A 23,795-nucleotide genomic window follows, 5' to 3' on the forward strand; every position below is an offset into this window, starting at 1 on the left:
GAGTAAGGAGAAACACAAATGCGATATTTTAAGTAAGCGTCAAATCGTCCCCACAATTTAATATTCAATTAATGATGAGATAATCTCCTCCAAGTATTTATGTACTTGAGGAGATTGAACATTTTTTGTAATTTTATTTAAAATCTATTTACGATTAGTCTTAATTCCTATTTCTAGTATAATGAGTTCCTCTTATTACAATAGTATTTGTGTTTTCGTCCTTTCCACGCTTAAGGTTTCTGGTAAGCTTAGCCATAATGAGCTGGGATTCTGCATCATCTGCACCTTCGATTTTATATAAAAATTTCTTTGCATTTTCACCTGAAAGTACTTTTATAAGCTTATCATACCAATAAATAAGCACCTTATCGTCTTTCTTAACATCATATGAAAAAATTATATCGTTAGTTTGATTCTTACCTTTATCGAACATAGCTATTCCATACCTTTCGACCATAATGACTATTCATACTTTAGTGGGTGGTAAATAACTTTCTATTTTTAGTTTTCATAGTCGTATTCATGATTATATATATTCGTAATATCTAACCAAAAACCTTCACTATTAGACAAAAATTTCACTGTTATATGATTGTTTGGGCAAGAACTTCTTGATATCCTTGTTTTTGGTTAAAAGGTACCCATATCAAGTATCCAACATAATTGTCTTCTAGTTACAGCAAGTGGGGACAGTTTGATGCTTACGTATATACTTATCTAATGTTCCAAATTTGTTATGTTGCTTATTTAAAATAGAAAGATAACTTTTTTGGAACCAATCCTAGGAAAAATGAATTTTAAAAATTTCTTCGTTTGATTTACGTTTTTCATTTTGCATATATAAACATAAAATGAGAGAAATAAATGATTCGGAGGAACTAGATATGGAAAATAAAATTTATGTAAGTGACGTAATTACTACAGATGTGTATGTGTCAAAGTTCTATAATGAAAATGAAATCGAACGTTCAAGAGAATCTGTATTAAAATTTACAAAAAGAAATGTAGATTAAGTAAATTTACGGGAGTTTATTAGGCTGACAGGATGCGGATGTCATACAGATTATCAGTAAATAACAATTTTTAATTTTGATGAGTATGTTGGCTTATCAAAAAATGATAAAATAGTTACCGCAATGGTAAAATTTTATCATGATAAAAAAGAAAGGGGAATCTCTATGAAATTGCTACGTTCATTTCTCATTCTCACTCTTGTTGTATTGTTAAGCGCATGCAATACAGTAACAAAAGTCACAAAGGTTCAAAAAAATGGCGAAACGACTTTAAAAATTGGCTCCCTGCAAGGGTATCACGATGTGCAAACGATTAAAGCTGAAAAAGGAAATGTGGAAATTCCTTATGAGGCAGCCGTTGAAGAAGGTACGATTTTATTGCAAGTCACAAAAGACGATAAGGTCATTTATGAAGAAGAAGTCACTTCTCAAAAAGAAGGTTTGCTTTCTTTTGAAGCGCCAAAATCCGGATCATATGATTTAATTGTACGCGTGAAGGGTGAAGAAGAGAAAGCGAAAGGAATTCAAATACATACGAAGCTATGAAAAATCGGCAAGCGGAGTGTACCCGCTTGCCGTTTCCATTTCCAGTTGGTTCTGGCACAACACATGCTCATCAATTTACTCAGTTACTGTATATTGTTTGGCGGAATCGTATTTGCTATTTCTTTATTTTTGGGCTGAGATTGAACCGTTTCTTTTTTTACTAGTTGTGTTTCTATATTGTTAGAACAACCTGTAATTATAAATAAAGAAGTAATTGCTAATCCTGTTGCTACATAATATTTTACGTTTTTAGACTCCTTTCCTATATGTATGATATTTCAAGTATATGGAATAAATGTCAAGAAATTGTGGAGTGATATGCATGATTTCGAGTGAAAAGGAATCGTTGGGGAATCTGTATCTCGCTTAAACTGGCAGTAGGACGCTCACTGATTAATGTTTTACTTTCTACACGATAATTATTAATTGACGAAAAATTATAACAATAATAAAATGAATTACATTGGATAATTTGTTTTGATACATAGAATTCAAGGGGGATTATTATGAAGCCAACATTTTTTGCCCAAAATAGAGAACGATTAACGAGAACATTGCCAGATGAATCGATTACTATTTTATTTGCCGGACAGGCACCACATATGTCAGCTGATGCACACTATAAATTTGTGCCGAATCGAAATTTTTACTATTTAACGGGAATCGATGAGCCAAATGTTATTTTTATTTTAAAAAAATTTGGAGATAGTGTAGAAGAAACTCTTTTCATTGAAAAACCAGATCCAGTGCTTGAAAAATGGGTTGGTAAAACCGTTTCGAAAGAAGAAGCAGAAAATATTTCTGGTATTAAGAAGGTTGTATATATAGAAAGTTTTGAAGTAACAATTGCGAATACACTTTTCGCAGAAAATGTGAAACATGTGTATTTAGATTTAGAACGTCGTAATTGGAAAGGTACTGAGACGAAGGCGCTAGCATTTGCGAAGCACGTAAGAGAACAGTATCCTCATCTTTCAATTGGGAATGTCTATCCGAACATTTGTGAATTACGAGTGTTCAAAACAGATGAAGAAATTAAAAAAATAAAAGAAGCAATTGAGGTTACTCAAGAGGGTATTTATAATGTGCTGAAACAAGCGAAAGCAGGCATAATGGAATATGAATTAGAAGCGCATTTTGATTTCACATTAAAATCGTCTGGTATTAAATATCATGCATTCGATACAATTTTGGCGAGTGGTAAAAATGCTACTGTGCTGCATTATGAAGATAATGATGCAAAAGTGCAACAAGGTGATTTAGTACTGCTCGATTTAGGTGCTCAAAAAGACTACTACAATGCTGATATTAGTTACACATTCCCAGCTAGTGGAACATTCTCTAATCGCCAAAAACAAATATATAATATTGTATTAAAGGCATTAAAAGAAACGACTGAACTTATAAAGCCAGGATTAAAATTCGCTGCATTAAATGAACATACAAAAAAAGTACTGGCAGAAGAGTGTAAAGAAATTGGTTTAATTCAAGAAGATGAGGAACTATCTAAATATTATTATCATGGTGTGAGCCATTTCCTCGGTTTAGATACTCATGATGTAGGAACATACAAAGATAGAGTATTAGAAGAAGGTATGGTCATTACGATAGAACCAGGTTTGTATATTGAAGAAGAATCAATTGGAATTCGTATTGAAGATGATATTCTTGTCACAAAGGACGGGTATGAAAACTTGTCAAAAGATATCATTAGAACGGTTGAAGAGATTGAAGAGTTTATGAGAGAAAATAATGAAAACGTTAAGGAAAGACAAGTTGTTACAAAATAGTAAATGTAAAAGACGCTCTTATTCTTACTTCACATATACATAGGCTTCATTTGCAGTTACGTAAACGTAAAGTAACTCCAAAATATACAATAAAAGTTGATTTTGGAGTTGCTTTTTGTTTACTTCACTTTTTTCGGCATTCTGCATCTAGGAGGTAAATCCGTTGACCACGGCAAGACTTTATCAATTTCTTCTTTATTGTTTAAATCGATATTGGGAAGTGTTTCAAACAAATAAAGAAGATAATGATAGGGACTTAAATTGTTCTCTTTTGCGGTTTCAACCACACTATACATGATGGCACTTCTTCTAGCACCTCGCGGTGTATCTGAGAAGATCCAATTTTTTCTCCCAATTACAAACGGTTTAATGGAAATAACCAAAAAAGTCAAATGTAATTTGTCTAAAGATATGGAATTTTTAACAAAAATGCATAATTGTGTTATATAATTATGTTGTCAAACCATATTTTAGGCATTTACCCCCGATTGTGTATAATGTATATTTTATTTTGATGTGCTAAAATATTTAGCTGAAAGAACTTGTAGCGGGGCTTGCTACAAGTTCTTTTATTTTATTTGGAGTGGACCTTACTTTAACTAGTAAACAGGGAGCAGCCCCTTATGTCTATAGAATTGAAGGATATTCTTTTAAAAGTGAAACGCTGATAGCGTTGCAAGCAAATGAAGCGGAAACTACTAAAATTAAGATACCTGATTATATTCCTGTATTAGTTGATTATGATATAAGTGTTAAAGGTGAGATTATAATAGGTGGGTATGTTTATAGATTCCGCGCAGGTGAAGAATCAGGGTTTTCCGCAACATCACCTGACAGTTATGGCGGAGGAGTTTCATTTAAGTTTGAGAAGGAAGCGTGATAATAGAATGCGAAAAATTTCAAAAATAGTTATATGTGTTGGTGCGTTAATAATGATTATACTGGGCATGATTGTACATGATACATGGAAGGATAGGATTTACTTTTCCTTAGCTGTACTTTTTGTTACCGTACTTTCTTTACTATGGAACATAGTTGCTCATAATATTGTGGATAAACTTAGAAAAATGGAGAATAAATAGTTATGAAACTGTTACCGATTGGAACAGTAGTTAAATTATAAGATATAGAACAATTTGTTATGATTATTGGAAGAATGGTGACTTCAGCAGATAATCGTGATTTTGATTATATAGGTGTTCCTTACCTAAATGGCTATCTTGGAGAGGAAAAAGCATTATGTTTTAATCACGATAAGATTGTCGAGGAAATACATAGAGGATATATGACTGAAAGCAAATTAGTTCTACGTGAGAAATTAGTAGAAATGTAAAAGAAGAGGTTAAAATACAAAACGGTTTAGCAAAAGAAGACATAAATTTAGTTAAATTTGTGATAAGTCACTATCTAAGGCTTCAAAGCTAATAGACGAAGCAAATGAAAAAATGCAAAAGATAGAGTAGGAGTAAGGGCGTAACTAATTTAGCTTATAAGTAGTATTAAATTTTTGGGGGAATTTTAGGATGAAAGCAAAGAAACTCGTATCATTAGCAGTACCATTTCTATTATTAATAGGTTGTGGAACGGATAAGACAGACGCAAAGCCGAAAGAGAAAGTGGAATCTAAAGCAGAAACAAAAGAGAAGTTATCGAAAGACAAGTATCCTGAGCGTATTACGAGTATATCTTCTGAATTCTTACAGAAAGTCGCTGATATATCGGAAACAGCAAAGGATAGAACGAGACCTGATAAAGAGGTAGCTACAACGTTACTAACACAAGTAAATGATGTACAGAAAATCATCAAGAAGTTTGATACGATTGAACCGCCAGTAGAGTTCCAAGACGCCCATAAAGACCTATTAAAAGCAGTAGATTGCTATAGTGAAGCCTATGCAATTCAAGCCCAACTTCTAACAGCAGACAAGAGAGTAGACAAGTCTAAAGCAGAAAAGGCAAAAGACTTAATGAAAAAGGGTTCTGAACTTTGGGCGACTGGTTTCCAACCAATTCAAGATGTGGTAGTAGGTAAAGTAAACGAAATTGAAGGTAAAACAGCTTCTAAAACAGACAGTTCTTCAACTTCTGATACTTCTACTCTTAGCAATGAGACCGTACAAATATCAAGGGACGGTAAAGAGTTGTTTGGTGAGTGGGGTAGTTACAAAGGTTCTGACTTCCATAAAGGAATAGAATTCCGTGAAGATGGTTCGTTTACCGCTTACGATGATACAGGTAAAACATCTTATGAAGACAACCACATGGAAGGAAGTTGGTACTACAGTGAAGAAACGAATCTAGTCACATTAATGCTGAAGGAATTTGTAAAAGACGGTAAGAAGATTGATAGGAACCAATTGGAAGTAGCAATAGACTACAAGATTGAGTCTTTCAAAGAAGGTTCTTTTAAAATGGTAGACGAAAAAGGAAATCGTCTAGAGGGAGAAAGACGTAAGTAATCAGTTCATCCAAAGGGGTAGAGGAAAATGAAAGCAAAGAAACTTGTAACGTTAGCCATTCCAGTTATGTTATTAAGCGGTTGTATTACAATTGAAACAGGTGGGAAGAAACAGGAAACAAAGCAAGAAGAGTCAAAGAAGGTTGAGAAAGAAAGTAAAACTGAAGACAACCTATCAGTAGCAAAAGGTGAAGAGTCAAACAGTAGTTCATCAAGTAGTCAACCAAGTTCTTCACCTTCAAGCAGTTCTACTTCTTCAACGGCTAAGATAAGTGGTGCAGAAGTTGATAAGTATAAGGAAGACATAGTAGAAAATGCGAATAAGATTGGTGACGTTATTAAACTGATAGAGAATTCAGCAAGTTCAGATATAAAAGAGTATAGTTTAAAGAAAAGTGAAATCCAACTGAGTTCGGGAGGGGCGCAAGCATACGCAAGAAAGATAAAGTATCTAAAACCACCAACTGAGTTACAAGCGGAACACGAAAAGATAGCACAATCCATGGACTTGTACTATGAAGCCTTTCAACTTCTATCAGAAGCAGTAGAGGAACAAAACGAGAGTAAGTTGAGACAATCAATGGGGAAATCACATCAAGGTGCAAAAGTATTTGAAGAAGCAACGATAGGTATTGAAAGTAAAACAAACTAACAAAGGGGTATATAACAATGAAACGTAAAATGTTAGCTTTATTAATTCCTGCATTACTTGTAACAGGGGTAGGTTGTACATCGGTTCATAAGATGGTAGACAAGGAAGCGGCAGAAGAAAAGGTAAAGAGTGAAGACTACAAAGACCAGTTAGCAAGTCTAATGAAAGACTTCAAAAAAGAGTCAGCTAAGTTAGACAAGATATTAAACGGTGATAAAACATTAGAAGAAAAAGAGAAAGAATTCAAAGTAGAATCAGAAGCTTTAGTAAAGCTAACAAAAGAGGTAGATAAGCTAGACCCTGGTGAAAAGTATAAAGACGTACAAGCTAAGTTATATAATGCAATGTCTTTAGTTAGAGTAGGGGTAACTTCAATTCAAGGCGGTTTAGAGTATAAAGAGAATCGTACAATACAAAGCGGTGGAGAAAGCTTATTAGAAGCTTCACAACTCATAACAGAAGCAGATAAGTTAATGAGAGAGACTAAGTAAAGACTTTATAAGTCAGTAACCGCAAGGTCAGTTAAAGTAAGAAAGTAGGGGTATAAATGAAACGTAAGGTGTTAGCAGTTGCTTTACCTTTACTATTAATAAGTAGGGTAGGTTGTTCTGGTGTGAAGTAAACGTCAAGTAACTCCCAAATATACAATAAAAGTTGATTTTGGAGTTATTTTTTGTTTTCTTCACTTTTTTTCGGTACTCTGCATCTAGATGGTAAATCCGTTGACCACGGCAAGACTTTATCAATTTCTTCTTTATTGTTTAAATCGATATTGGGAAGTGTTTCAAACAAATAAAGAAGATAAAAATTTGTTAATATTTAGATATTAAGAAAATTATTTCTCAAGAAAGTTCTGTTGATTTTGTAAATAATACAAGTGCGATTTACTTAGTTTTTAAGCTGCAATGATTATAATTAGCAACGAAAGGTAACAAGTCCTGTAGTATTTCCTATTAGATAAAATGGGGGAGAGCGATGTTTAAGAATAACTATGAAATAATAAAAGAGAGAATATTAATTCAGTTAAAGAAAAGCATTTTAATAACGGGGAAGAGAGATAATGTTTTCTAAAGAAGGACTAAAATCGTGCAAAGGAAACCTCAAAATCATAGGTAGAAATGGTTCTGGGAAAGCTGGAAAAATGAAGTAATTATTCAAGAAGTAATAAGGGATTATAACGTTTTAGCTGTGAATGTCGATGATGATTTCTATACTTTATACAGATCAAAAACACATGGAGAGGATAAGACTTTAAAGATTATGAACAATTTAAATCGAATTGAAGACACGCATAATTTTTTAAATACACTAATTAATGCATCTATAGGATTTGATTATGTATTTATCGATGAAACATATCTGTTATTTAAGGATAATCAAAAGGAGTTTGTATCTACAATACAAATTCTAAAAGACAATAATATAAATGTAGTGGCAACTTTTCAAGTAATGGTAAAATTATTTCTGCTTTTCCAAGACAAGGTAGATAACTTATTTATTGAAGGAGAAAATAATATGGATTACAAATTTGAAATACTTAGTACAGGTAGCTTAGTTATTAGATTACCAAAGAAATTCGATATTTTAGAAGCCTTTTTAAATGTAGAGGTATCTGAATTCGGCGATTGGATAGCAGAAGTTATAGATAAAGTTTTAAACGGAAAAAGTGATTATGAAAAAATAAGTGCGAATATTTTTGGAGCAGATGTTCGAAAAGATAAAGCCCTTATATTTAATAAATATGATGAAGATGAAATTGAAGATTCTCTTGAAATAGAAACTATTACATTACGAAATCTAATAGATATTTGGTTAAATGAACACAACAGATTGACAACTGAAAACAACAAAATGTAAATGATGTTACATACAGTACCAAAAAAACGTCCTCACAGGCGTTTTTTTTATACGTAACTATAACTCCAACTCTGCTACCATTACATCCAATATATTCGCCTTCAGATATGTCATCGTGAGGATAGCATTGAGGTATTGACATTAAATCCTGCCCCTCTTCCGGAAAAGGATGTGAAAAAATATGGTAATGGATTTGATATGGAAAATATTCGGAATGTAATCAATGAGAAGGATCCACTTCATCTAGGTGCGAAGGCGGCGGACATGGTCATACCGGGAAAAAATATATATAATGCGTAACGGTAAGGAACATTCCAAAGCTTTTAAGCAATCAGAGTTTGATAATGATAGGAAACTTATTCGGTTTCAACAGCCTGCTGATTTTAATGATAGAGGTTTGGATAATAAACTGACCCCCTCTGGAACTTTGTGAGAGTGCTGATGAGTTATATGAAGGGTTTACTGGAAATAAATCCAATTTTAATGAGTTCAAATTATATATAACGTAAGAAATCTCTTTCTAAAAAAGTATCCATATTCTTGTCTTTCTACAATAATAAAGAAATAGGGTAATGGCAAACTTCTGCCAGAGCAGTACATCCTTTTATAATGAACTCTTCGATAGATACTAGAACGTATATTTGGTATAATCAAAACATGCTACTAGAAGCTTAATAGTATGGAAATTAATTAACTAATATAACCAGGCGATATATAAGAACTTTAGGTAGACTTTGCAAGTATTAATAGAATAAGCGAACAATTTATACTTTGCAAAGTCATTGTTAGAAAGGAATAGATGAGATGAATCAAATTTCATTTGAAGATTTATTTGATGAGAATGTAGTGGAGGCGACCGAAATAGAAGTACCTTTATCTTCACTGCAGAAAGATATCTTGGAATTACTCAATTCTGAAGAAATAAGTGCAATGCAGCTATGTGAAAAATTAATACTATCAGGAAAAATACCTAATGAAAGATTCACAACCGATAAGCCTAAAGCTTACGGACAAGTATGCTTAATTCTTGAAGGTTTTGTTACTGAAGGAAAGCTTACTTTTATAAAAAATGATGAGAAAAGAGATAGATTATATAAAATGAAAGAAGAAGTTTCTTAATGCTTCAAAAGCGTATTATACCCACTTACTCTACGAATTTACTCTTTCTATATTATGCTTTACGCAGTCTAAGACTCCTTTTGCTTTCAAAATAAATAGACAGGAGAATAGAATGGGATATCAATATGAAATATTTATGTTTTGGTATGTAGGTTTTATTTTCTGGGTGTTACTATTAATTTCTTTAATAACTTTTATTGTCGCTATAAAACGAGAATCTTGGATAATGACACTTGTCAGCCTCATTTTAATAATTCCTAATGTTATATTCATGCTAATAGATAAGTTGGAATTAATTATATATCTAGCTTTAATTTTACCTATCTTACAAATTTTAATGGTAGTTAAATTTATAAAAAAAGGCATGGGTTTAACATGAAAAGTTAAAAAAGTTAGAGAGGGAATTTTCAGTCATAGAAGCAGCTTGATTATGCGTATCTGCATTTCGAATTTAAAGTTAATTTTAAGGATAGTCCTAGATCTTTAAATTTTATTGAAAATATCGTGTATTTGTTGATTTGAAATAAAGTTCAACCGTTTTGAAATTATCAATACCTAAAACGTAAAAAGTCATAAAAAATAAAGGGTGATACATATTAGTCATGTATAATATGTATCACCCTTGTAATTCTTGTTCCACAATCGCGCCCTTTAATGGAATAACTAAAACATGGTCTCAATCTTTAAATTCAATTAATTCTTCTTTCACTATAGCACCCGTTACTTTAAGTACAATTCTTCACATACTTTAAAATATAAAAGGTTGATCATCTATTTTGAACAGATATTCTAACATTCATTCTTATAAATTATGTAGTTGCTAAAACTAATAATTTTCATAAGGTTGAATAAAAACCTCATTTACTTTATGATACGGTTCTCCGTTGTATATCTAAATGAGTTTTTTTCTCTTTTATAAATATCCTAACAACGCATTTAAGCAATCATTTTCCATCCTACTAAGTAGTTTACGGGCTTGTTCGATAATTCTATTTATAAAAATTCGCTCCTTTTTTATTGACAGAAAATTCAAATTCATTATATAATTTTTGGTATTACCAATGTCTTTAACATGTATTACCATAAAATAAAGGGGACGATGGCTTGAAAGAAAAGGAACGCTCCTCAGATAAAATTGAGAATGAATTAATTAGATCCATATTGGCTGGTGTTTATTCTGTAGGAAGTACTTTACCGCCGGAAAGAGAGCTTGCGAAAGAATTTGGTGTTGGTCGCCCAACTATTCGGGAGGCGCTTCAACGTTTAGGAAGGAGTGGATGGATAACAGGGAGAAAAGGAATGCCAGCGCTTATTAATGATTATTGGAGCAATGGGAATCTAACGACACTTATTAATATTGTTGAGAATCATCATACCATTACAGATGAGTTTATTATGTACTTATTAGAATTTAGAAGTTCGTTGACTCCGACTTATATTCGTGATGCTGTTACGTTTAATCAACCTAAAGTGGTTGCTCTCCTTGCCAATCTTGAGCAGCTTGAAGATAGTGCAGAAAGCTATGCAGCATTTGATTGGGATTTGCAAAAAAGGTGTGCTGGGTTTGCGGCCAATCCGATCTTTCTACTCATTTTAAATAGCTTCGATTCCATTTATGTAGATATGGGGAAAAGATATTTTTCTGTAAAAGATCATCGTGGGTTGTCCTTCAACTATTACCACGACTTATTAAAAGCTGCATTAAAGGGAGATGCAATTGAAGCGGAAAGATTGTGTAAGACAACAATGGAGAAAAGCTTGGCTCTCTGGAAAGATAGAAAAAAATAAAGAAAGCTGGAGGCGTAATAAATGAAACTAAAATATTTTAAAGAATATTTTTCCTACCCTGATATATTGATCATGAGCTGTTTTTTCCTCATTAGCTTTGGATTTATGATTCTACATTTAATCTCTATCGGAATTTGGGGTGCTTTTATTTTGGGAATGATTATGTATTCCGTAGCTGAGTACGCTACTCATAGGTTTATTTTTCATCTAAAGCCACCAAAGAATGCATTTTTATTAAAAATGCTTAAGCGCCTACATTATGACCACCATACAAATCCGAATGAATTACATTTATTATTTTTACCCTTATGGTATAGTGTACCCAACATTGCAATTGCAGGAGCAATTTTTTATTTTCTTTCATCCAGCTTTTTCATGACAAACGCATTTATTGCAGGTATTATGCTCTTTTTATTATTTTATGAGTGGAAGCATTATATCGCGCATCGCCCCCTTCAACCAATATCACCATGGGGGCGCTGGATGAAAAAGGTTCATTTATGGCATCACTTCAAAAATGAAAATTACTGGTATGGTGTTACGAACCCAGCCTATGATTTTCTCATGGGCACCTTTAAAGACCAAAAGGATGTTGCCCAAAGTAAAACTGCTAAAAATCTAGAAAAACGTGGTGACCAGAAAATAGAATTATAAAAAATAATCCATTGTCATCATCCTGGAAATGTCGAATGAATTTTGCAGCTTCGACATTTCTCAGGGAGTGACAGGCATTTTTTCCTATTGAGTAGTAAGCATGGTAATAGATTGCATAAGACTCGTTTGAAAGTTTTTCTTACCGAAAAATGCATCCGCTTTGTTCTGTATTTCTCTTAGCATTGCGTCATTTTCACGAAGTGTTTCGCGGATTCTATCTACAATCTGCATCGCGTTTGCCCCAGTGATTTCTTTAGCGACTCGTTCCAGAAGAATCTTTGTATCAACAGAAAATTTCCGCGTAAAGCTATGGCACCTGACAATGTTATTGCGAAGAAACTCGGAATATTCAGGCGTGAAAGCACGACGAATACAGCCCCTCATCCCTGCATAACCATAGGAAATCTCCGATGCGGCCCGATAAAACAAAATCATCCCGTCAGCACGGCTTGATTCAGGGTGCAACCTGAGTTCCGTAATATACGAAACTAAGCGCTTCACCACTACTGTCCCTTGCTCAGTCGCTTCCCACCATTCTAATAAACGCTGTTGTTTCTCTTCAGTCATCCATGTATAATTTGTTCAACAAACCTTTATAATCTTTTTTTACTTCCCAAAAATAATCAAAAAACTGCTTTAGGGCATAACAGTATGTTTTTAGTGTATTGCTGCTTTTTTCTGCTGCATCTAAATACTTCAAATACTTCATCACCGGAACTAAAGGCATTCCTCCTTCATCAAGAAGTAAATACCTTTTCTTACTACCATCAAGTAACACTTCCTGTACTTTCATAACATCCTCCACCTTAAAACATAAGATCATATAGTAAACATATTAAACTAGAATTTTTAAATATAGTTTATAATTCTAATATGTATTAAAAAGAGGATATTAGCTCTTATATTGAACTAACTATCCTCTTATAATCATAGTACAGTTAATTAAAAAAATGTCTTAGCGTGGGTTTTATGTCATTTGATTGGCGGGACCCCATCGCTATCAAGCTAAGATTTTGAAGTACCCCCAAAATGAAAATTTTCTTTCTCTACAGTTAGTTATTTGGAGAAGTCAGTGTTGGTTTAAATAAAGTTTGATCAAAAATGTTTTGCAAATCCTTATTTAGTGAGAATCAAAAAGAAATCATTTTGAAAATAGATTAATCAAGATGGTTTCTTTTTGTGTATTGCATAGGGATTTAGTAGGGTCATTTTAATTAAACTTTATCCCAGTGCTATAGATAACGGCGCACCTTGAAATAAAATAGGGTGTGATGTTTAGTGGTTTTTACATTTTAATAATTGCATATAAATAAAATATGCTATAGAACACCGAGATACAATAGTATTATGTTACTGTAATTCATAATTTATACAGAAAAGGGTAGGGATAGAATATGCTATATTCCAAAAAGTTAGTAGGTATGAGTTTGATAGTATCACTTACAATAGGTGGGCTAAGTACTTGTAATACATATGTAGATTCATCGAAAGTAAAACAAGGAAGTGTATCTAAAAAGAGTGATAATGCAAATAGACCAGCTGAAGCTCTAACAGCTTATATGAATGCGGGCTTCTATGATAAAGACATAGACAAAATGAGTAAATTAACAGGTGAAGATGGAAAACAATTTAATGAAGCGATGGCGGAAAAGGTTAGAAAAGCAATCCTATATAATTATGAAGGCGTATCTAGTATTACAGAAGAATCAGTAGATAACTATTTTAAAGAAGCAATACGGCAAAAGGTGAAATTTGAAACGAATGTTGTATATATAGACGGAGAAGGTAAAACTGCAGGAGTGGAAATAAAATCAAAGCCAATATTGATATCAAGTTTGAGAACAAAAGTTGAAGATGAGCAAAAAAGAATATTAAGTGAAAACCCATCAATATCTAACCCAAAATTAATAAAGCAACTACATGATTATTCATCTTCAATATTACTTGAAGCAGAAATATCTTCTACGGAAGAATCGGTAAGGGTTGATATGTATAATAAAGGTGACGATAAGTGGCATATAAATGGAGAGGATATAACGAAACTTCCAAGGATTTTATATAAACCATAATATATTATTAAACTCTTTATAAAAAAGATACTATTAATTCGATATACAGGTTTACTCAAACGATTTTCGAATTTTCTGTATTGTAAAAGGTAAGAATTTTTCTTGGAGCGAAGTTATGCAGAAACAACATATTGTAGGTTTGAAACAAAGTTTGATTAAAAACACCTCACAAACCCGTATTGTACGATAAATAAAAAGAATCCATTTTGAAAAAAAGTGAACAGCTCCCTGTCAAGTAGACAGGGAGCTGTTCAAGATTGATCGAAATGAATTCTTCTTTTGTAGATATGTTTTAACATTTATAAAAAAGTTTGATCATTATCTAATCCTTATTCAACAGCACAGACAGCTTTCGCTAAATAAAACTATGTCCAGAGAACAGTATTTGAAATTCACGATATAACATGTTGGTAAGTTATATCCCTTAATGTGGGATGTAAGGTTTGATGAGGGGAAACTCAAAATAGGTTTCCTTCTTGGTATATATAGTAAACGTTCTTTTTCGGTTATTTCTTCATTTTTTGATCCATTTAGTATTGTTCCGATGATCATGATTTCTTATTTTATGTTAAAGGAAGTTTTAGTCTTTCAAAGTGGAACAGTCCCTGCTCCGTTTACAATGCGAGTTCTGTTTCAAATTAGTATTCTCACATGCTTGGCTGTGCCAACTGTCATGCTGTATACGGCGCAAGAAGTCCAGCGTGTAAAAAGAGAAGAGTTTATGATGGCAGCAACGGTTCTTGGAGGAAGTAAATGGAATCAATTATGTCGACATGTTTGGCCACATCTGTTGCCATCTTTTTTCTTACTGGTTGCGCAGCAATTTGTTAGTATGTTATTGCTACTTTTACATCTTGGTTTACTCCATTTGTTTTTTGGAGGAACTATATCATATAGCAGTGATACAGATAGTGTGACGAAGGAGTGGACAGGACCGATTGGACAAAATTTCCGTCATTTGACCACACATACTTGGATCGTTCTTGTGCTGATTTTTCCATATCCTTACAATTTCGTCGGGAAATCTTATAAGTAATAGTCTACAAGGGGCGATTGGAATAGGAAATCTGAGGAGAAGGAAAGTAGGAGAGAAAGAAGAGAAAGTTGAGAAACAGGCGAAAAGTGAAAGAGAAGATTTTTCTTTCCATCAAGAAGTATCTAAATAAAAAAGATAGATGAGAACAATCTGTTTTCATCTATCTTTTTTCGATTTTACAAAGGTGGTAAATCAATTTTTCCTTCTTCAAATAACTCTTTTAGCATATGTTTCGTATATCCGGCAGCTTGCCCAAATGTAATTTTTGCAGGCATTGGTGCTTCATTTACATCTACTACTACATCAATAATACATGGCTTATCTTGTTTTACTGCATTTTCAAAAGCAGGGAGAAGTTCATCTAAGTGTTCTACACGGTAGCCAACTCCACCGCATGCTTCTGCATATTTTGCAAAATTAGGGTTTGTTAAATCTGTACCAAACTCAATATTTCCCATTACTTCTTGTTCGAATTTAATCATTGCAATCTTATGGTTGTTGAGTACAACAACCACAATTGGTAATTTATATTTTACTGCAGTGACAAAATCATTCATTGTCATTCCAAATCCACCATCACCACAAATTGCAAAGACTTGTTTATCTGGATAAGCGATTTGACCAGCAATTGCTCCAGGTAGACCACATCCGAGTGTAGCGAGCCAACTAGAGATGATAAATTGTTGATTCGTCATCCGAAAATGACGAGCAGCCCATACTGTTACATTCCCAACATCTACTGATAAAATGGCATCATCATGAGCGACATGTTGCAAGGCATGCATAACTCTTTGTGGTTTGATTGGTGTAGAAGAGTCCTCTTCTTGGTTATGCAATTTTTCTTCCCATTTTTTCATCAGTTCTTGATGATATTCTAGGAATGAAAGATCCTCATGCTTCTCTACATTTTCTAAAAACCATTTCAGTGTTTTATCTGCATCACCAGCTAATCCGATATCTGTCACATAGCGCTTTCCAATTTGCGCAGGATCCGTATCAATATGAAGCGTTTTTGCTTTTTCGGGTAAAAAACCAGTGAAAGGGTAAGAAGTACCGATCATAATTAATGTATCCGCATGCTTCATCGCTTCGTAAGATGGTTTTGTTCCAATTAAGCCTAATCCACCTATACAAAGAGGATGTTCATCAGGAATAATCCCTTTTGCTGGAAGTGTTAAAACAATTGGTGCGCCAATATGTTCTGCGAATGCAAGTAAAGATTCCTTCGCATGTTTTGCTCCTTTTCCAGCTAAAATAACAGGCTTTTTTGCGTTATTTAATGCTAGTTTTGCTAACTTTAGATCCTCTTCTTGCGGAAAGAGTTCGGGTAATGTAAAAGAAGAACTTGTTATACGTGCGCCAGCTTCTACTTCAAACTTCGGAACATCATCTGGTATGGTAAGAACAGATACACCTTTCTTTGTATATGCCATACGAATCGCTTGGTTTACAACCGCAGGGAGTTGTTCTGCTGACATAATTCGTTGATTATAAACAGCGACATCATCAAACATTCTTTCTAAGTTTACCTCTTGGAAAAATCCTGTTCCGAGTAAATCTGATTCAACTTGACCTGTAATTGCGAGAACGGGTGCTTGATCTAGTTTCGCATCATATAATCCATTTAGTAAGTGGATCGCACCAGGCCCAGCGATAGCCATACAAACGCCTAATTTTCCTGTTAATTTTGCATAAGATGCAGCCGCTAATGCACCGGCTTCTTCATGGCGAACTTGAATGAATTTAATTTGGTCTTGTTTTTTTCGAAGTGGCTCAATAATAGAATTGATCGAATCACCGGGCATACCGTAAATGTGATCAACGCCCCATTCGATAAGCAAATCAACAAGCGCTTCACCTGCTGTTTTTCGAAACATGAAAGATCCTCCTTACATACTGAGATACTATTATGTTTCGAAAAAAAAGGTAAAATATACAAATAATAAATAAAAGTGCAGTTCTAATGGTGTCCTGCGAAGAATGTAAAGGCTGTTATGAGTAAAAAACCGCTCACAGACCAGGATAAGAAGGGAAGTAAAGCGAGGTGTTTCTTCGCTTTCCAAAGCATTTCATGTATTGTGACATATCCTAAAGAACCGATTGCACTTCCCATTATCATCCCTTGTAAATGAATCGCTTTCCCGTTCATCATTATCCCAAAGATTGTGCCAGTGCCGAGGATAATTGATAATAACAGAATTGTTAATAGAAATGAGAGATATTTATGCTGTGTAAATAAAAAAGGAATAATTAAAGCTAATCCTTCTGGAATATGGTGTATAATAATCGCAAATAAGAATGGAATGGCAGTTTCATTATGGTTTGTAAAAGCAGCGCCTAATGCAAAGCCGCTCGGCATATTGTGAATAAAAATAGCGAAGGAGAGAAATAAAAAAGTTTGCCATGCTTGCTGGTCTTTTTTATGTATGATAGGGTGATGGCAATAATTATCTAGTAAACTCATAATTAATAAACCAATGGCAATTCCGAGCATAGGACCTATGATTTCATAGCTTGAAAAAGTTTCTGGAATGATTTCTAGTGATAATAGACCGAGTAAGATACCGCCGCATAGCGCATATAAACGATGCATTTTCTCTTCTATCAGTTGACGTGTGGCAAGTCCGACAGCGCCACCTAATAGTAATCCACCAAACGAAAAAAACGTAACGATCATCGGAATCCATAATCGTTCCATAGAATCACACTCCATTTTTATGGCCTTCATTTTCAGCTTACTGTGTGAAAGGGGAGATTAGTCCAAATTATTTGGAAGTAATTCTAGATTATTGAGATTCGAAGTATCCGAATAATATGGTGAAAAAATTGTTAGTCTGAAACAACGGGAGATTGTATTTGTTTTAGAGAAAAGCGAGTCTGTTCATATACAATCCAATCAGAATATATTGATAGCTATTGAATCAACTTGAACTTGTAGAGTTTTCTAATGAAATGTAATGATTGATATCTGTAAGTAGAATTTGTATAAAAAATTTCAAAATGATAGACTTTCAAACTTGTGAGATATTTATTCGAATACATGGTTAATATGAAAAAAAGGGGGAATAAGGTGAAAAATAAATTATTATTTGCTTGTTAAAAAGCAAAAATACTTTTGATTTGAAGAAGTTTAAAAAGAAGCTACTTTTAATATTACAGACGAGGGATTATGTATCGAGATCAGAATTAAAATAAACTAAAAAGGGCAAATATATTAGACTTACATAATATGTTGATTGCTTTTTTCTATAAGAAGTTGAAGACAGTTCTTCAATCACATTAATGTTGTCTTTTCATTCAATCCATGATGTATACACTTCTCTTATATAAAACATAAAACGTTCATTATTTAAAAAAGTAATTCTTATAATGATAGGAGCAAGTATTAAGTAATGTAAGGATTTTTGGATATTTTGTAGAATTTTATAATTATCAAGCACTTAATCAGCTTTTTGAAGAACATTTATCCCGCTATTTGTGGGCAGACCCCTACCTCAAAATTCAACAAAAGCAAAGAAGTTGGGTGGGGGATCAACTGCCTGTAAAAGCCCGATTGGTCAGGCTAATAATCAGTAGGATGCTTACTACCCATAAATACATACCAAAATTCACCTGTTAAAGGGGGATATAGTTTTGACAATTAAAAAGGAGACAAATCTTAATTCACCGCTGCAATCCAAAGAAACAAGTGGAAATGTGCTTTCAACAATTACACAGTTGCCTAGTATATACGTGATTTTTGTTTTTGGCTTACTGATTTCCAGGGTTGGTGATTCCCTTTATACGTTTGCCCTTCCTTGGATTGCCTATGAGTTGACTGGTTCAGCAGTAATAATGAGTTCTCTTTTTGCTATTGGTGTGCTACCCATTGTTTTATTTGGTCCAATAGTAGGAGTAGTGGTAGATCGTTGTGACCGACGAAAATTAATGTGGACCGCTGATCTAGGATGTATTGCTTTGGTAGCATTCATTCCCATTCTTCATATGCTAGGTCTTCTCCAAATCTGGCATCTATACGTTGTTTCTTTTATTTTAGCAATACTATCCATGTTGTTTGATGTAGCTACTGTTACAGTAATTCCACATATCGCAGGTCAGTCGTTAACAAGAGCCAATTCGGCATACCAAATGGTTAATCAAATTGCTAGTTTAACAGGACCCGCATTAGCGGGCATTATAATTGCTGTAATAGGAGGACTTAACGCTCTCTGGATAAATGTCCTCTCTTTTGTAGCTACTTTAATTGTAGTCTTGCTATTACCAAAAATCGAAAAAAGAAAACCCATGGATAAAGCGGGAAATCTATTGGGGAACCTAGGGAACGATATGAAAGAGGGATTTAAATGGCTATTAAATGATCGTCTTAACCTTGCTTTATCTTTTCAAGCAATGGTAGGTAACTTTGGCGCTAGTGCCATACTGGGAGCACTTATGTATTACTTGCTTTCAACATTACACTTATCTGCTGAACAAAGTGGTCTTAATTATACGTTGATCGGAGTAGGTGGCCTTTTAGGAAGTATCATTGTTGTTCCGCTCGAACAACGTTTTAGACGTGGAATTCTTATTCCTGTTCTTTTAGGTATAGGTGCGATTGGATTGACCTATGCCATATGGAGTAAATATTGGCTTGCACCAGGTATTGCATTTGGTATTGCTATGATTTGTAATATAGCTTGGAATACCATTGTAGCATCGGTCCGACAGGAAACTGTACCTACCGATATGCAAGGAAGAGTTTTAGGATTCTCAAGAGTGCTTACCCGTCTGGCTATGCCGTTAGGAGCATTAGCGGGTGGAGTGATTTCTGACTTTAACCCAGTTGCAATATTTATACTAGCATCAGCTACAAAGTTCATTGAAGTCATAATTGCACTTACGAGTCCTATACGTAAACTATGAGTATTTGATTCAGATGAAAATCCATTAGAATGTTGTCAAGGGCATATTCAATCGGATATTAAGATACCTAGAGTATAAATCTAACGTAAATCCAACTGAGAATTTTGGTGAGAGTGCAATGAAGCTTCAATGTAAAGATACCAAAGGGAATTTATATACAGAATATGTTATTGGATATTTTGAAAGAGGTTATTCTGGAAATGCTGTAATAACGATAAAATTTGTTGATGCAAATGGAAAACTTGACATAGAAATCAAAGATACTACATCTTTATATTGAAATGTACAATTCTCCAATTCTTCCTCGTTTCTTTATCAATCTTGAGGTGAGAGTCCTACTGCCTGTTAATATGGGATAAAATAATAACCTGTTACTAAAAAAGTATATGAAAGTCAAGACGCATAGATGAAAAATGTATTCGAAATGAGTAGTAGTCGTATTAAAATTTTTGGGGGGAATATTTTGAAACGCTATTTTATCAATAATGGGAACATAGATGTACATATTACAGAATGGGGGAGTAAAAATAATCCCGTAATCTTTTGTTTACATGGATTAGGAAGCACGAGTCTTAGTTTTATAGAAATTGCTGAGCAGCTCAAAGCGGAGTATAGATTGATTTCAATTGATGTGCCTGGACACGGTAAAACTTCTCCGTTTGAAAGTGCTGAAGAATATGAAATGCCTCGTTTGGCAACATGGTTAAACGACCTATTGAATCATCTTGAAATTGAACAATTTTATTTCTTATCACATTCTTGGGGAAGTTTGGTGTCTTTGTTTTATTTGATGGAATACCCCGAAAGAGTAAAAGGCAGTATTCTCATCGATGGAGGATATCAAACAAAAAGACTTAAAGAAGAAACTGTAGAAGAAGAAATAGCTTACTATGAAAAAGATTTTGAAGAATATGTATTTAATGATTGGAAACCTTTCTTCAAAAGTGAAAAAGCAGCATATACAAGATGGTCTGCCTTGTTAGAACTGGCCGTAAAAGACCTTGGTTTAGAAAATGACAATAAAGTGTATTGGCATGCAAGAGGTGTAACAGCCGGTCATATCATTAAAGCTATGCATAAACATGAAACAATAGATATTTATGAAAATTTGCCGTCCAACATCCTATTATTAAGGGCTACATTACCCAATAGCTGGGATGCATATAGAAGTAAGACAGCAAACATCTTTAAACAGAAAACAGGAGGAACAGTAAAATTAATTCCTAATACTACTCATATGCTACATTGGGATAAACCAGAGGTTGTAGTGGAAGAAATAAGAAAGTGCTGGTCTCATTCTTATTAAACAAATAGATGTTTTAGTTGAATAAGTCAAAGAAAAAATCGATTCCTTTCAAGTTCAGGGAATCGATTTTTTAGGTGTGTAAATTCAATAAGGATATTATTACTTGTTATATCTTTTTTACATATTGAAAATGAGAATAGAACTCTTAATTTAGTGAATGAAAATGTTAAAATTATAAATATTAAATCAATAAAAAGTGATAGATATATTTGATTCTGTATCATAGGAATTTAGAATAGTAATCAAAAGCAATTATTGAATTAAAGGGGATAAAAATAACAGGGAGGGGATAGCCATGATTTATGTAATTAGACACGGGCAAACAGATTTGAACAAAGAAGGAAGACTGCAAGGGAGATTAGGATTACCATTAAATGAGTATGGTATAGAACAAGCAGAATGTTTAAGAGATAAGCTTAAACATATAAAATTTGATTATGTATTTTCTTCTCCGCAAGAAAGAGCAGTTGAAACAGCAGAAATCGTAACGGGTATAAAAGCAATAACCGATAAAAGACTTGATGTTTTTGATTTAGGAGAGGCAGACGGATTAAGAAAAGACGAAGTAAAAATGGCTGGAGGTGCTCCTGATTCTAGAGCTTATAATGGAGTTGAAGATAGTAACAGCTATGTGCAAAGAATTTTTAACTTTATGCATGATCTTGAAGTGAAATATAGAAAAAGAGAGTTAAATATTTTGTTATCTGGACACAGGTGTACAACTGGCTGTATCGGTGCTTATTTTGAGGGGATTCCAGAAGACAGAAATATTTCAAAGTTTTCATCTAATAATGGAGAATATAAAGTATATAAATTTAATCGTAACTCGTGATATAAAGGCTTATGAAATATTGTATTTTTGGGTTTAATGTTAACGTTAACGTTGATGTTAATTGAATAAACTAAAACTCAAAAAGGCATCTGCTGATTCTCAGTGGATGCCTTTTTAGTATTGAGAATGCGGGGGCAGATTTTATAAATAATAATGGTAATAGTCCCCTATTTTACTTTTGATTGCCATACACTATGTTCAGCAAACAGTTTCTTTCTAATTACTTAAAAATCTTTCGCAAAATTTTAATTTTGTTCCTATACGGTGGAAATACAAACCCTAAATCTATCCTTGAGCTTTTCTTTAAAATACTTTTACGATGTGTAAAAGTATCAAAACTATGTTTGCCATGATAGGAACCGAACCCTGCATTTCCTACTCCACCAAAGGGTAAGTGGAGATTAGCCATATGTGACATTGTATCATTGACGCATCCTCCTCCAAAAGAAATTCGTCCTAATACCTGTTTTTCAACATTTTTATTTTCAGTAAACACATACAAGGCTAACGGTTTAGGATGGTTGTTAACCATGTGAATGACCCCATCTAAATCGTTGTACTCCATAATTGGTAAAATTGGTCCGAAAATTTCTTCTTTCATAGCTGCATCATCCCATGATTTTACTTCAAGAAGTGTTGGTTCAATATATAAATGACTTCTAGATGAATTTCCACCAAATATTATATGATTTTGGCCTTTTTCTAATATAGAAATAAGTCTATCAAATTGTCTCTCATTGACAATTCGACCATAATCATTGCTTTTTGATACATCCGATCCATAAAAGCGGGTGATTATTTCTTTCATCTTCGAAATCAGTTTTACCTTAACAGATTTGTGTGCAATAACATAATCGGGTGCAATACAGGATTGCCCAGCGTTTATGAATTTTCCCCAGATAATACGTTTGGCTGCTATATCGAGGTTAGCTGTTTCATCGACAATAGCTGGTCCTTTTCCACCAAGTTCTAATGTTACTGGTACAAGATTTTTTGCCGCAGCTTCCATGACAATTTTTCCAACTTGAACGCTACCAGTAAAAAAGATATAGTCAAATGGTGCATGAATTAATAAAGAAGTTGTTTCTCTGTCTCCTTCAATTACACGAATATATTGCTTATCAAACGTTTCACTTATTATTTTGTTAATTACAGTTGAAACATTTGGTGCATTTTCTGAAGGTTTGAGAACTACACAGTTTCCTGCCGCAATTGCCCCAATAAGAGGTTCAATTAATGATTGGAATGGATAATTAAAAGGTCCAATAATTAGCACTGTACCATATGGCTCTTTTATTATGTAGCTTTTGGAAGGTAAAAAGTGAATAGGTGTTTTTACTTTTTGTGGTTTCATCCACTGTTTTAGGTATTTCATTATAAAGTTGATACTGTTTAATGTGAAACCAATTTCTGCAGCATAAGCTTCAAACTCGCTTTTGTGTAAATCTTGATATAATGCGCTCAGCACTTGATTTTCATATTGTTGAATAGAAATTTTTAATTTTTCTAACTGTTTAAGGCGGAATTGAAGACTATTTGTATAATCATTATGGAAAAATTGTCTATGCTCTTGAATAAGTTGTTGAATATTATCAACCATTAGGAAATCCCTCCAATAGAAAGAAAATATTTAAATACTATGTATATCAATTATAGAGAGTATTTGCTCCATATATTCTATTCACTAATGCATCCGTTTGCTGAAAAAAGCTACTGTTAAACTAAGGGTGGTTATCTTAGAATTGGGTAAATTCTATAAATATTACATAGTAT

At 33.5% G+C, this 23,795-nt stretch carries 26 protein-coding genes and 2 pseudogenes; 21 read left to right on the plus strand and 7 right to left on the minus strand.

Annotated features, from left to right (window positions below; genetic code table 11):
* Window positions 1-160: 160 nt before the first annotated feature.
* Window positions 161-433, minus strand: coding sequence for a hypothetical protein (locus tag NSQ40_RS12445; RefSeq protein ID WP_018765174.1), 273 nt, complete (start codon window positions 431-433; stop codon window positions 161-163).
* A gap of 451 nt (window positions 434-884) precedes the next feature.
* Here NSQ40_RS12445 and NSQ40_RS12450 point away from each other — a divergent pair, with 451 nt between their 5' ends.
* The 4 genes from NSQ40_RS12450 to NSQ40_RS12465 all read left to right on the plus strand — a co-directional run bounded on the left by NSQ40_RS12450 (window position 885) and on the right by NSQ40_RS12465 (window position 3,349).
* Window positions 885-1,013: a hypothetical protein gene (locus NSQ40_RS12450; RefSeq protein WP_018765175.1), complete on the plus strand. Its 129-nt coding sequence runs from the start codon at window positions 885-887 to the stop codon at window positions 1,011-1,013.
* Between the two features lie 165 nt (window positions 1,014-1,178).
* Complete coding sequence (locus NSQ40_RS12455) at window positions 1,179-1,559, plus strand: BA_1872 family lipoprotein (protein ID WP_033796864.1); 381 nt, start codon at window positions 1,179-1,181, stop codon at window positions 1,557-1,559.
* Window positions 1,556-1,723, plus strand: coding sequence for a hypothetical protein (locus NSQ40_RS12460; protein WP_179863915.1), 168 nt, complete (start codon window positions 1,556-1,558; stop codon window positions 1,721-1,723). Before NSQ40_RS12455 ends, NSQ40_RS12460 begins: the two co-directional genes overlap by 4 nt.
* Window positions 1,724-2,065: 342 nt before the next feature.
* On the plus strand, window positions 2,066-3,349 hold the full coding sequence (locus NSQ40_RS12465) for an aminopeptidase P family protein (protein WP_098716532.1): 1,284 nt from the start codon (window positions 2,066-2,068) through the stop codon (window positions 3,347-3,349).
* Window positions 3,350-3,468: 119 nt separating this feature from the next.
* Here NSQ40_RS12465 and NSQ40_RS12470 read toward each other — a convergent pair.
* Window positions 3,469-3,723: pseudogene (locus tag NSQ40_RS12470) on the minus strand (transposase domain-containing protein); the annotation flags it as partial.
* Between the two features lie 209 nt (window positions 3,724-3,932).
* Between NSQ40_RS12470 and NSQ40_RS12475 the strand changes: the two are divergent.
* From NSQ40_RS12475 to NSQ40_RS12525, 11 genes are all read left to right on the plus strand, one after another.
* Entirely contained in the window at window positions 3,933-4,229 is a 297-nt protein-coding gene (locus tag NSQ40_RS12475) for a hypothetical protein (protein WP_224796151.1), read from the plus strand.
* A 246-nt stretch (window positions 4,230-4,475) separates the two neighbouring features.
* Window positions 4,476-4,682, plus strand: coding sequence for a DUF4176 domain-containing protein (locus tag NSQ40_RS12480; protein ID WP_303745694.1), 207 nt, complete (start codon window positions 4,476-4,478; stop codon window positions 4,680-4,682).
* 190 nt (window positions 4,683-4,872) lie between these two features.
* Window positions 4,873-5,808, plus strand: coding sequence for a DUF3994 domain-containing protein (locus tag NSQ40_RS12485; RefSeq protein ID WP_098716111.1), 936 nt, complete (start codon window positions 4,873-4,875; stop codon window positions 5,806-5,808).
* A gap of 27 nt (window positions 5,809-5,835) precedes the next feature.
* A complete protein-coding gene (locus NSQ40_RS12490; RefSeq protein WP_003204899.1) occupies window positions 5,836-6,459 on the plus strand; it encodes a hypothetical protein in 624 nt (207 codons plus the stop codon).
* 17 nt (window positions 6,460-6,476) lie between these two features.
* Window positions 6,477-6,950: a tungsten formylmethanofuran dehydrogenase gene (locus NSQ40_RS12495; protein ID WP_098188249.1), complete on the plus strand. Its 474-nt coding sequence runs from the start codon at window positions 6,477-6,479 to the stop codon at window positions 6,948-6,950.
* Between the two features lie 1,024 nt (window positions 6,951-7,974).
* On the plus strand, window positions 7,975-8,316 hold the full coding sequence (locus tag NSQ40_RS12500; RefSeq protein WP_033796914.1) for a hypothetical protein: 342 nt from the start codon (window positions 7,975-7,977) through the stop codon (window positions 8,314-8,316).
* A gap of 135 nt (window positions 8,317-8,451) precedes the next feature.
* The gene (locus NSQ40_RS12505) at window positions 8,452-8,616 is read left to right on the plus strand and encodes a hypothetical protein (RefSeq protein ID WP_003204442.1); all 165 of its coding nucleotides are present in this window, start codon (window positions 8,452-8,454) and stop codon (window positions 8,614-8,616) included.
* 504 nt (window positions 8,617-9,120) lie between these two features.
* A complete protein-coding gene (locus NSQ40_RS12510; RefSeq protein WP_003204444.1) occupies window positions 9,121-9,435 on the plus strand; it encodes a DUF3895 domain-containing protein in 315 nt (104 codons plus the stop codon).
* A 112-nt stretch (window positions 9,436-9,547) separates the two neighbouring features.
* A complete protein-coding gene (locus NSQ40_RS12515) occupies window positions 9,548-9,814 on the plus strand; it encodes a hypothetical protein (protein ID WP_018780437.1) in 267 nt (88 codons plus the stop codon).
* A 725-nt stretch (window positions 9,815-10,539) separates the two neighbouring features.
* Window positions 10,540-11,223 (plus strand): GntR family transcriptional regulator, encoded by a 684-nt coding sequence (locus NSQ40_RS12520; RefSeq protein ID WP_003204446.1) that lies wholly within the window; start codon window positions 10,540-10,542, stop codon window positions 11,221-11,223.
* Window positions 11,224-11,244: 21 nt separating this feature from the next.
* A complete protein-coding gene (locus NSQ40_RS12525; RefSeq protein WP_003204448.1) occupies window positions 11,245-11,877 on the plus strand; it encodes a sterol desaturase family protein in 633 nt (210 codons plus the stop codon).
* An 84-nt stretch (window positions 11,878-11,961) separates the two neighbouring features.
* Here the strand turns inward: NSQ40_RS12525 and NSQ40_RS12530 are convergent, their stop codons facing one another.
* Both NSQ40_RS12530 and NSQ40_RS12535 read right to left on the minus strand, forming a co-directional pair.
* The gene (locus tag NSQ40_RS12530; protein WP_033796915.1) at window positions 11,962-12,444 is read right to left on the minus strand and encodes a hypothetical protein; all 483 of its coding nucleotides are present in this window, start codon (window positions 12,442-12,444) and stop codon (window positions 11,962-11,964) included.
* Window positions 12,437-12,670, minus strand: coding sequence for a transposase (locus NSQ40_RS12535; protein WP_224796159.1), 234 nt, complete (start codon window positions 12,668-12,670; stop codon window positions 12,437-12,439). Before NSQ40_RS12535 ends, NSQ40_RS12530 begins: the two co-directional genes overlap by 8 nt.
* 628 nt (window positions 12,671-13,298) lie before the next feature.
* On the opposite strand from NSQ40_RS12535, the gene NSQ40_RS12540 reads away from it, so the two are divergent.
* Both NSQ40_RS12540 and NSQ40_RS12545 read left to right on the plus strand, forming a co-directional pair.
* Window positions 13,299-13,946, plus strand: a complete 648-nt coding sequence (locus NSQ40_RS12540; protein ID WP_258248456.1) for a DUF5105 domain-containing protein — start codon at window positions 13,299-13,301, stop codon at window positions 13,944-13,946.
* Window positions 13,947-14,409: 463 nt separating this feature from the next.
* Window positions 14,410-15,112, plus strand: a pseudogene (locus NSQ40_RS12545) (ABC transporter permease); the annotation flags it as partial.
* Between the two features lie 46 nt (window positions 15,113-15,158).
* Here the strand turns inward: NSQ40_RS12545 and NSQ40_RS12550 are convergent.
* Window positions 15,159-16,859: a pyruvate oxidase gene (locus tag NSQ40_RS12550; protein WP_003204458.1), complete on the minus strand. Its 1,701-nt coding sequence runs from the start codon at window positions 16,857-16,859 to the stop codon at window positions 15,159-15,161.
* 83 nt (window positions 16,860-16,942) lie between these two features.
* Window positions 16,943-17,680, minus strand: a complete 738-nt coding sequence (locus NSQ40_RS12555; protein WP_098217750.1) for a ZIP family metal transporter — start codon at window positions 17,678-17,680, stop codon at window positions 16,943-16,945.
* Between the two features lie 971 nt (window positions 17,681-18,651).
* On the opposite strand from NSQ40_RS12555, the gene NSQ40_RS12560 reads away from it, so the two are divergent.
* The 4 genes from NSQ40_RS12560 (at window position 18,652) to NSQ40_RS12575 (ending at window position 22,022) form a co-directional block, all read left to right on the plus strand.
* Window positions 18,652-19,884, plus strand: coding sequence for an MFS transporter (locus tag NSQ40_RS12560; protein ID WP_050774453.1), 1,233 nt, complete (start codon window positions 18,652-18,654; stop codon window positions 19,882-19,884).
* Between the two features lie 118 nt (window positions 19,885-20,002).
* Window positions 20,003-20,164, plus strand: a complete 162-nt coding sequence (locus tag NSQ40_RS12565; RefSeq protein ID WP_003204467.1) for a hypothetical protein — start codon at window positions 20,003-20,005, stop codon at window positions 20,162-20,164.
* A gap of 183 nt (window positions 20,165-20,347) precedes the next feature.
* Entirely contained in the window at window positions 20,348-21,190 is an 843-nt protein-coding gene (locus tag NSQ40_RS12570) for an alpha/beta fold hydrolase (RefSeq protein WP_098100969.1), read from the plus strand.
* Window positions 21,191-21,485: 295 nt separating this feature from the next.
* Window positions 21,486-22,022, plus strand: a complete 537-nt coding sequence (locus NSQ40_RS12575) for a histidine phosphatase family protein (protein WP_098217748.1) — start codon at window positions 21,486-21,488, stop codon at window positions 22,020-22,022.
* A 220-nt stretch (window positions 22,023-22,242) separates the two neighbouring features.
* Here the strand turns inward: NSQ40_RS12575 and NSQ40_RS12580 are convergent, their stop codons facing one another.
* Window positions 22,243-23,622 (minus strand): aldehyde dehydrogenase, encoded by a 1,380-nt coding sequence (locus NSQ40_RS12580; RefSeq protein ID WP_097787406.1) that lies wholly within the window; start codon window positions 23,620-23,622, stop codon window positions 22,243-22,245.
* Window positions 23,623-23,795 lie beyond the last annotated feature (173 nt).

The organism is Bacillus sp. FSL K6-6038, from assembly GCF_038050455.1.
In the GTDB taxonomy this organism is placed as follows: domain Bacteria; phylum Bacillota; class Bacilli; order Bacillales; family Bacillaceae_G; genus Bacillus_A; species Bacillus_A pseudomycoides.

Bases quoted from the DNA above. Each gene is read 5' to 3' on its own strand.
- NSQ40_RS12555 (WP_098217750.1), bottom strand. From the start codon at position 17,680: ATGGAACGATTATGGATTCCGATGATCGTTACGTTTTTTTCGTTTGGT.
- NSQ40_RS12510 (WP_003204444.1), top strand. From the start codon at position 9,121: ATGAATCAAATTTCATTTGAAGATTTATTTGATGAGAATGTAGTGGAG.
- NSQ40_RS12515 (WP_018780437.1), top strand. From the start codon at position 9,548: ATGGGATATCAATATGAAATATTTATGTTTTGGTATGTAGGTTTTATT.
- NSQ40_RS12530 (WP_033796915.1), bottom strand. From the start codon at position 12,444: ATGACTGAAGAGAAACAACAGCGTTTATTAGAATGGTGGGAAGCGACT.
- NSQ40_RS12485 (WP_098716111.1), top strand. From the start codon at position 4,873: ATGAAAGCAAAGAAACTCGTATCATTAGCAGTACCATTTCTATTATTA.
- NSQ40_RS12490 (WP_003204899.1), top strand. From the start codon at position 5,836: ATGAAAGCAAAGAAACTTGTAACGTTAGCCATTCCAGTTATGTTATTA.
- NSQ40_RS12565 (WP_003204467.1), top strand. From the start codon at position 20,003: ATGAAGCTTCAATGTAAAGATACCAAAGGGAATTTATATACAGAATAT.
- NSQ40_RS12445 (WP_018765174.1), bottom strand. From the start codon at position 433: ATGTTCGATAAAGGTAAGAATCAAACTAACGATATAATTTTTTCATAT.
- NSQ40_RS12550 (WP_003204458.1), bottom strand. From the start codon at position 16,859: ATGTTTCGAAAAACAGCAGGTGAAGCGCTTGTTGATTTGCTTATCGAA.
- NSQ40_RS12460 (WP_179863915.1), top strand. From the start codon at position 1,556: ATGAAAAATCGGCAAGCGGAGTGTACCCGCTTGCCGTTTCCATTTCCA.
- NSQ40_RS12580 (WP_097787406.1), bottom strand. From the start codon at position 23,622: ATGGTTGATAATATTCAACAACTTATTCAAGAGCATAGACAATTTTTC.
- NSQ40_RS12465 (WP_098716532.1), top strand. From the start codon at position 2,066: ATGAAGCCAACATTTTTTGCCCAAAATAGAGAACGATTAACGAGAACA.
- NSQ40_RS12575 (WP_098217748.1), top strand. From the start codon at position 21,486: ATGATTTATGTAATTAGACACGGGCAAACAGATTTGAACAAAGAAGGA.
- NSQ40_RS12535 (WP_224796159.1), bottom strand. From the start codon at position 12,670: ATGAAAGTACAGGAAGTGTTACTTGATGGTAGTAAGAAAAGGTATTTA.
- NSQ40_RS12540 (WP_258248456.1), top strand. From the start codon at position 13,299: ATGAGTTTGATAGTATCACTTACAATAGGTGGGCTAAGTACTTGTAAT.
- NSQ40_RS12525 (WP_003204448.1), top strand. From the start codon at position 11,245: ATGAAACTAAAATATTTTAAAGAATATTTTTCCTACCCTGATATATTG.
- NSQ40_RS12500 (WP_033796914.1), top strand. From the start codon at position 7,975: ATGGATTACAAATTTGAAATACTTAGTACAGGTAGCTTAGTTATTAGA.
- NSQ40_RS12450 (WP_018765175.1), top strand. From the start codon at position 885: ATGGAAAATAAAATTTATGTAAGTGACGTAATTACTACAGATGTGTAT.
- NSQ40_RS12455 (WP_033796864.1), top strand. From the start codon at position 1,179: ATGAAATTGCTACGTTCATTTCTCATTCTCACTCTTGTTGTATTGTTA.
- NSQ40_RS12495 (WP_098188249.1), top strand. From the start codon at position 6,477: ATGAAACGTAAAATGTTAGCTTTATTAATTCCTGCATTACTTGTAACA.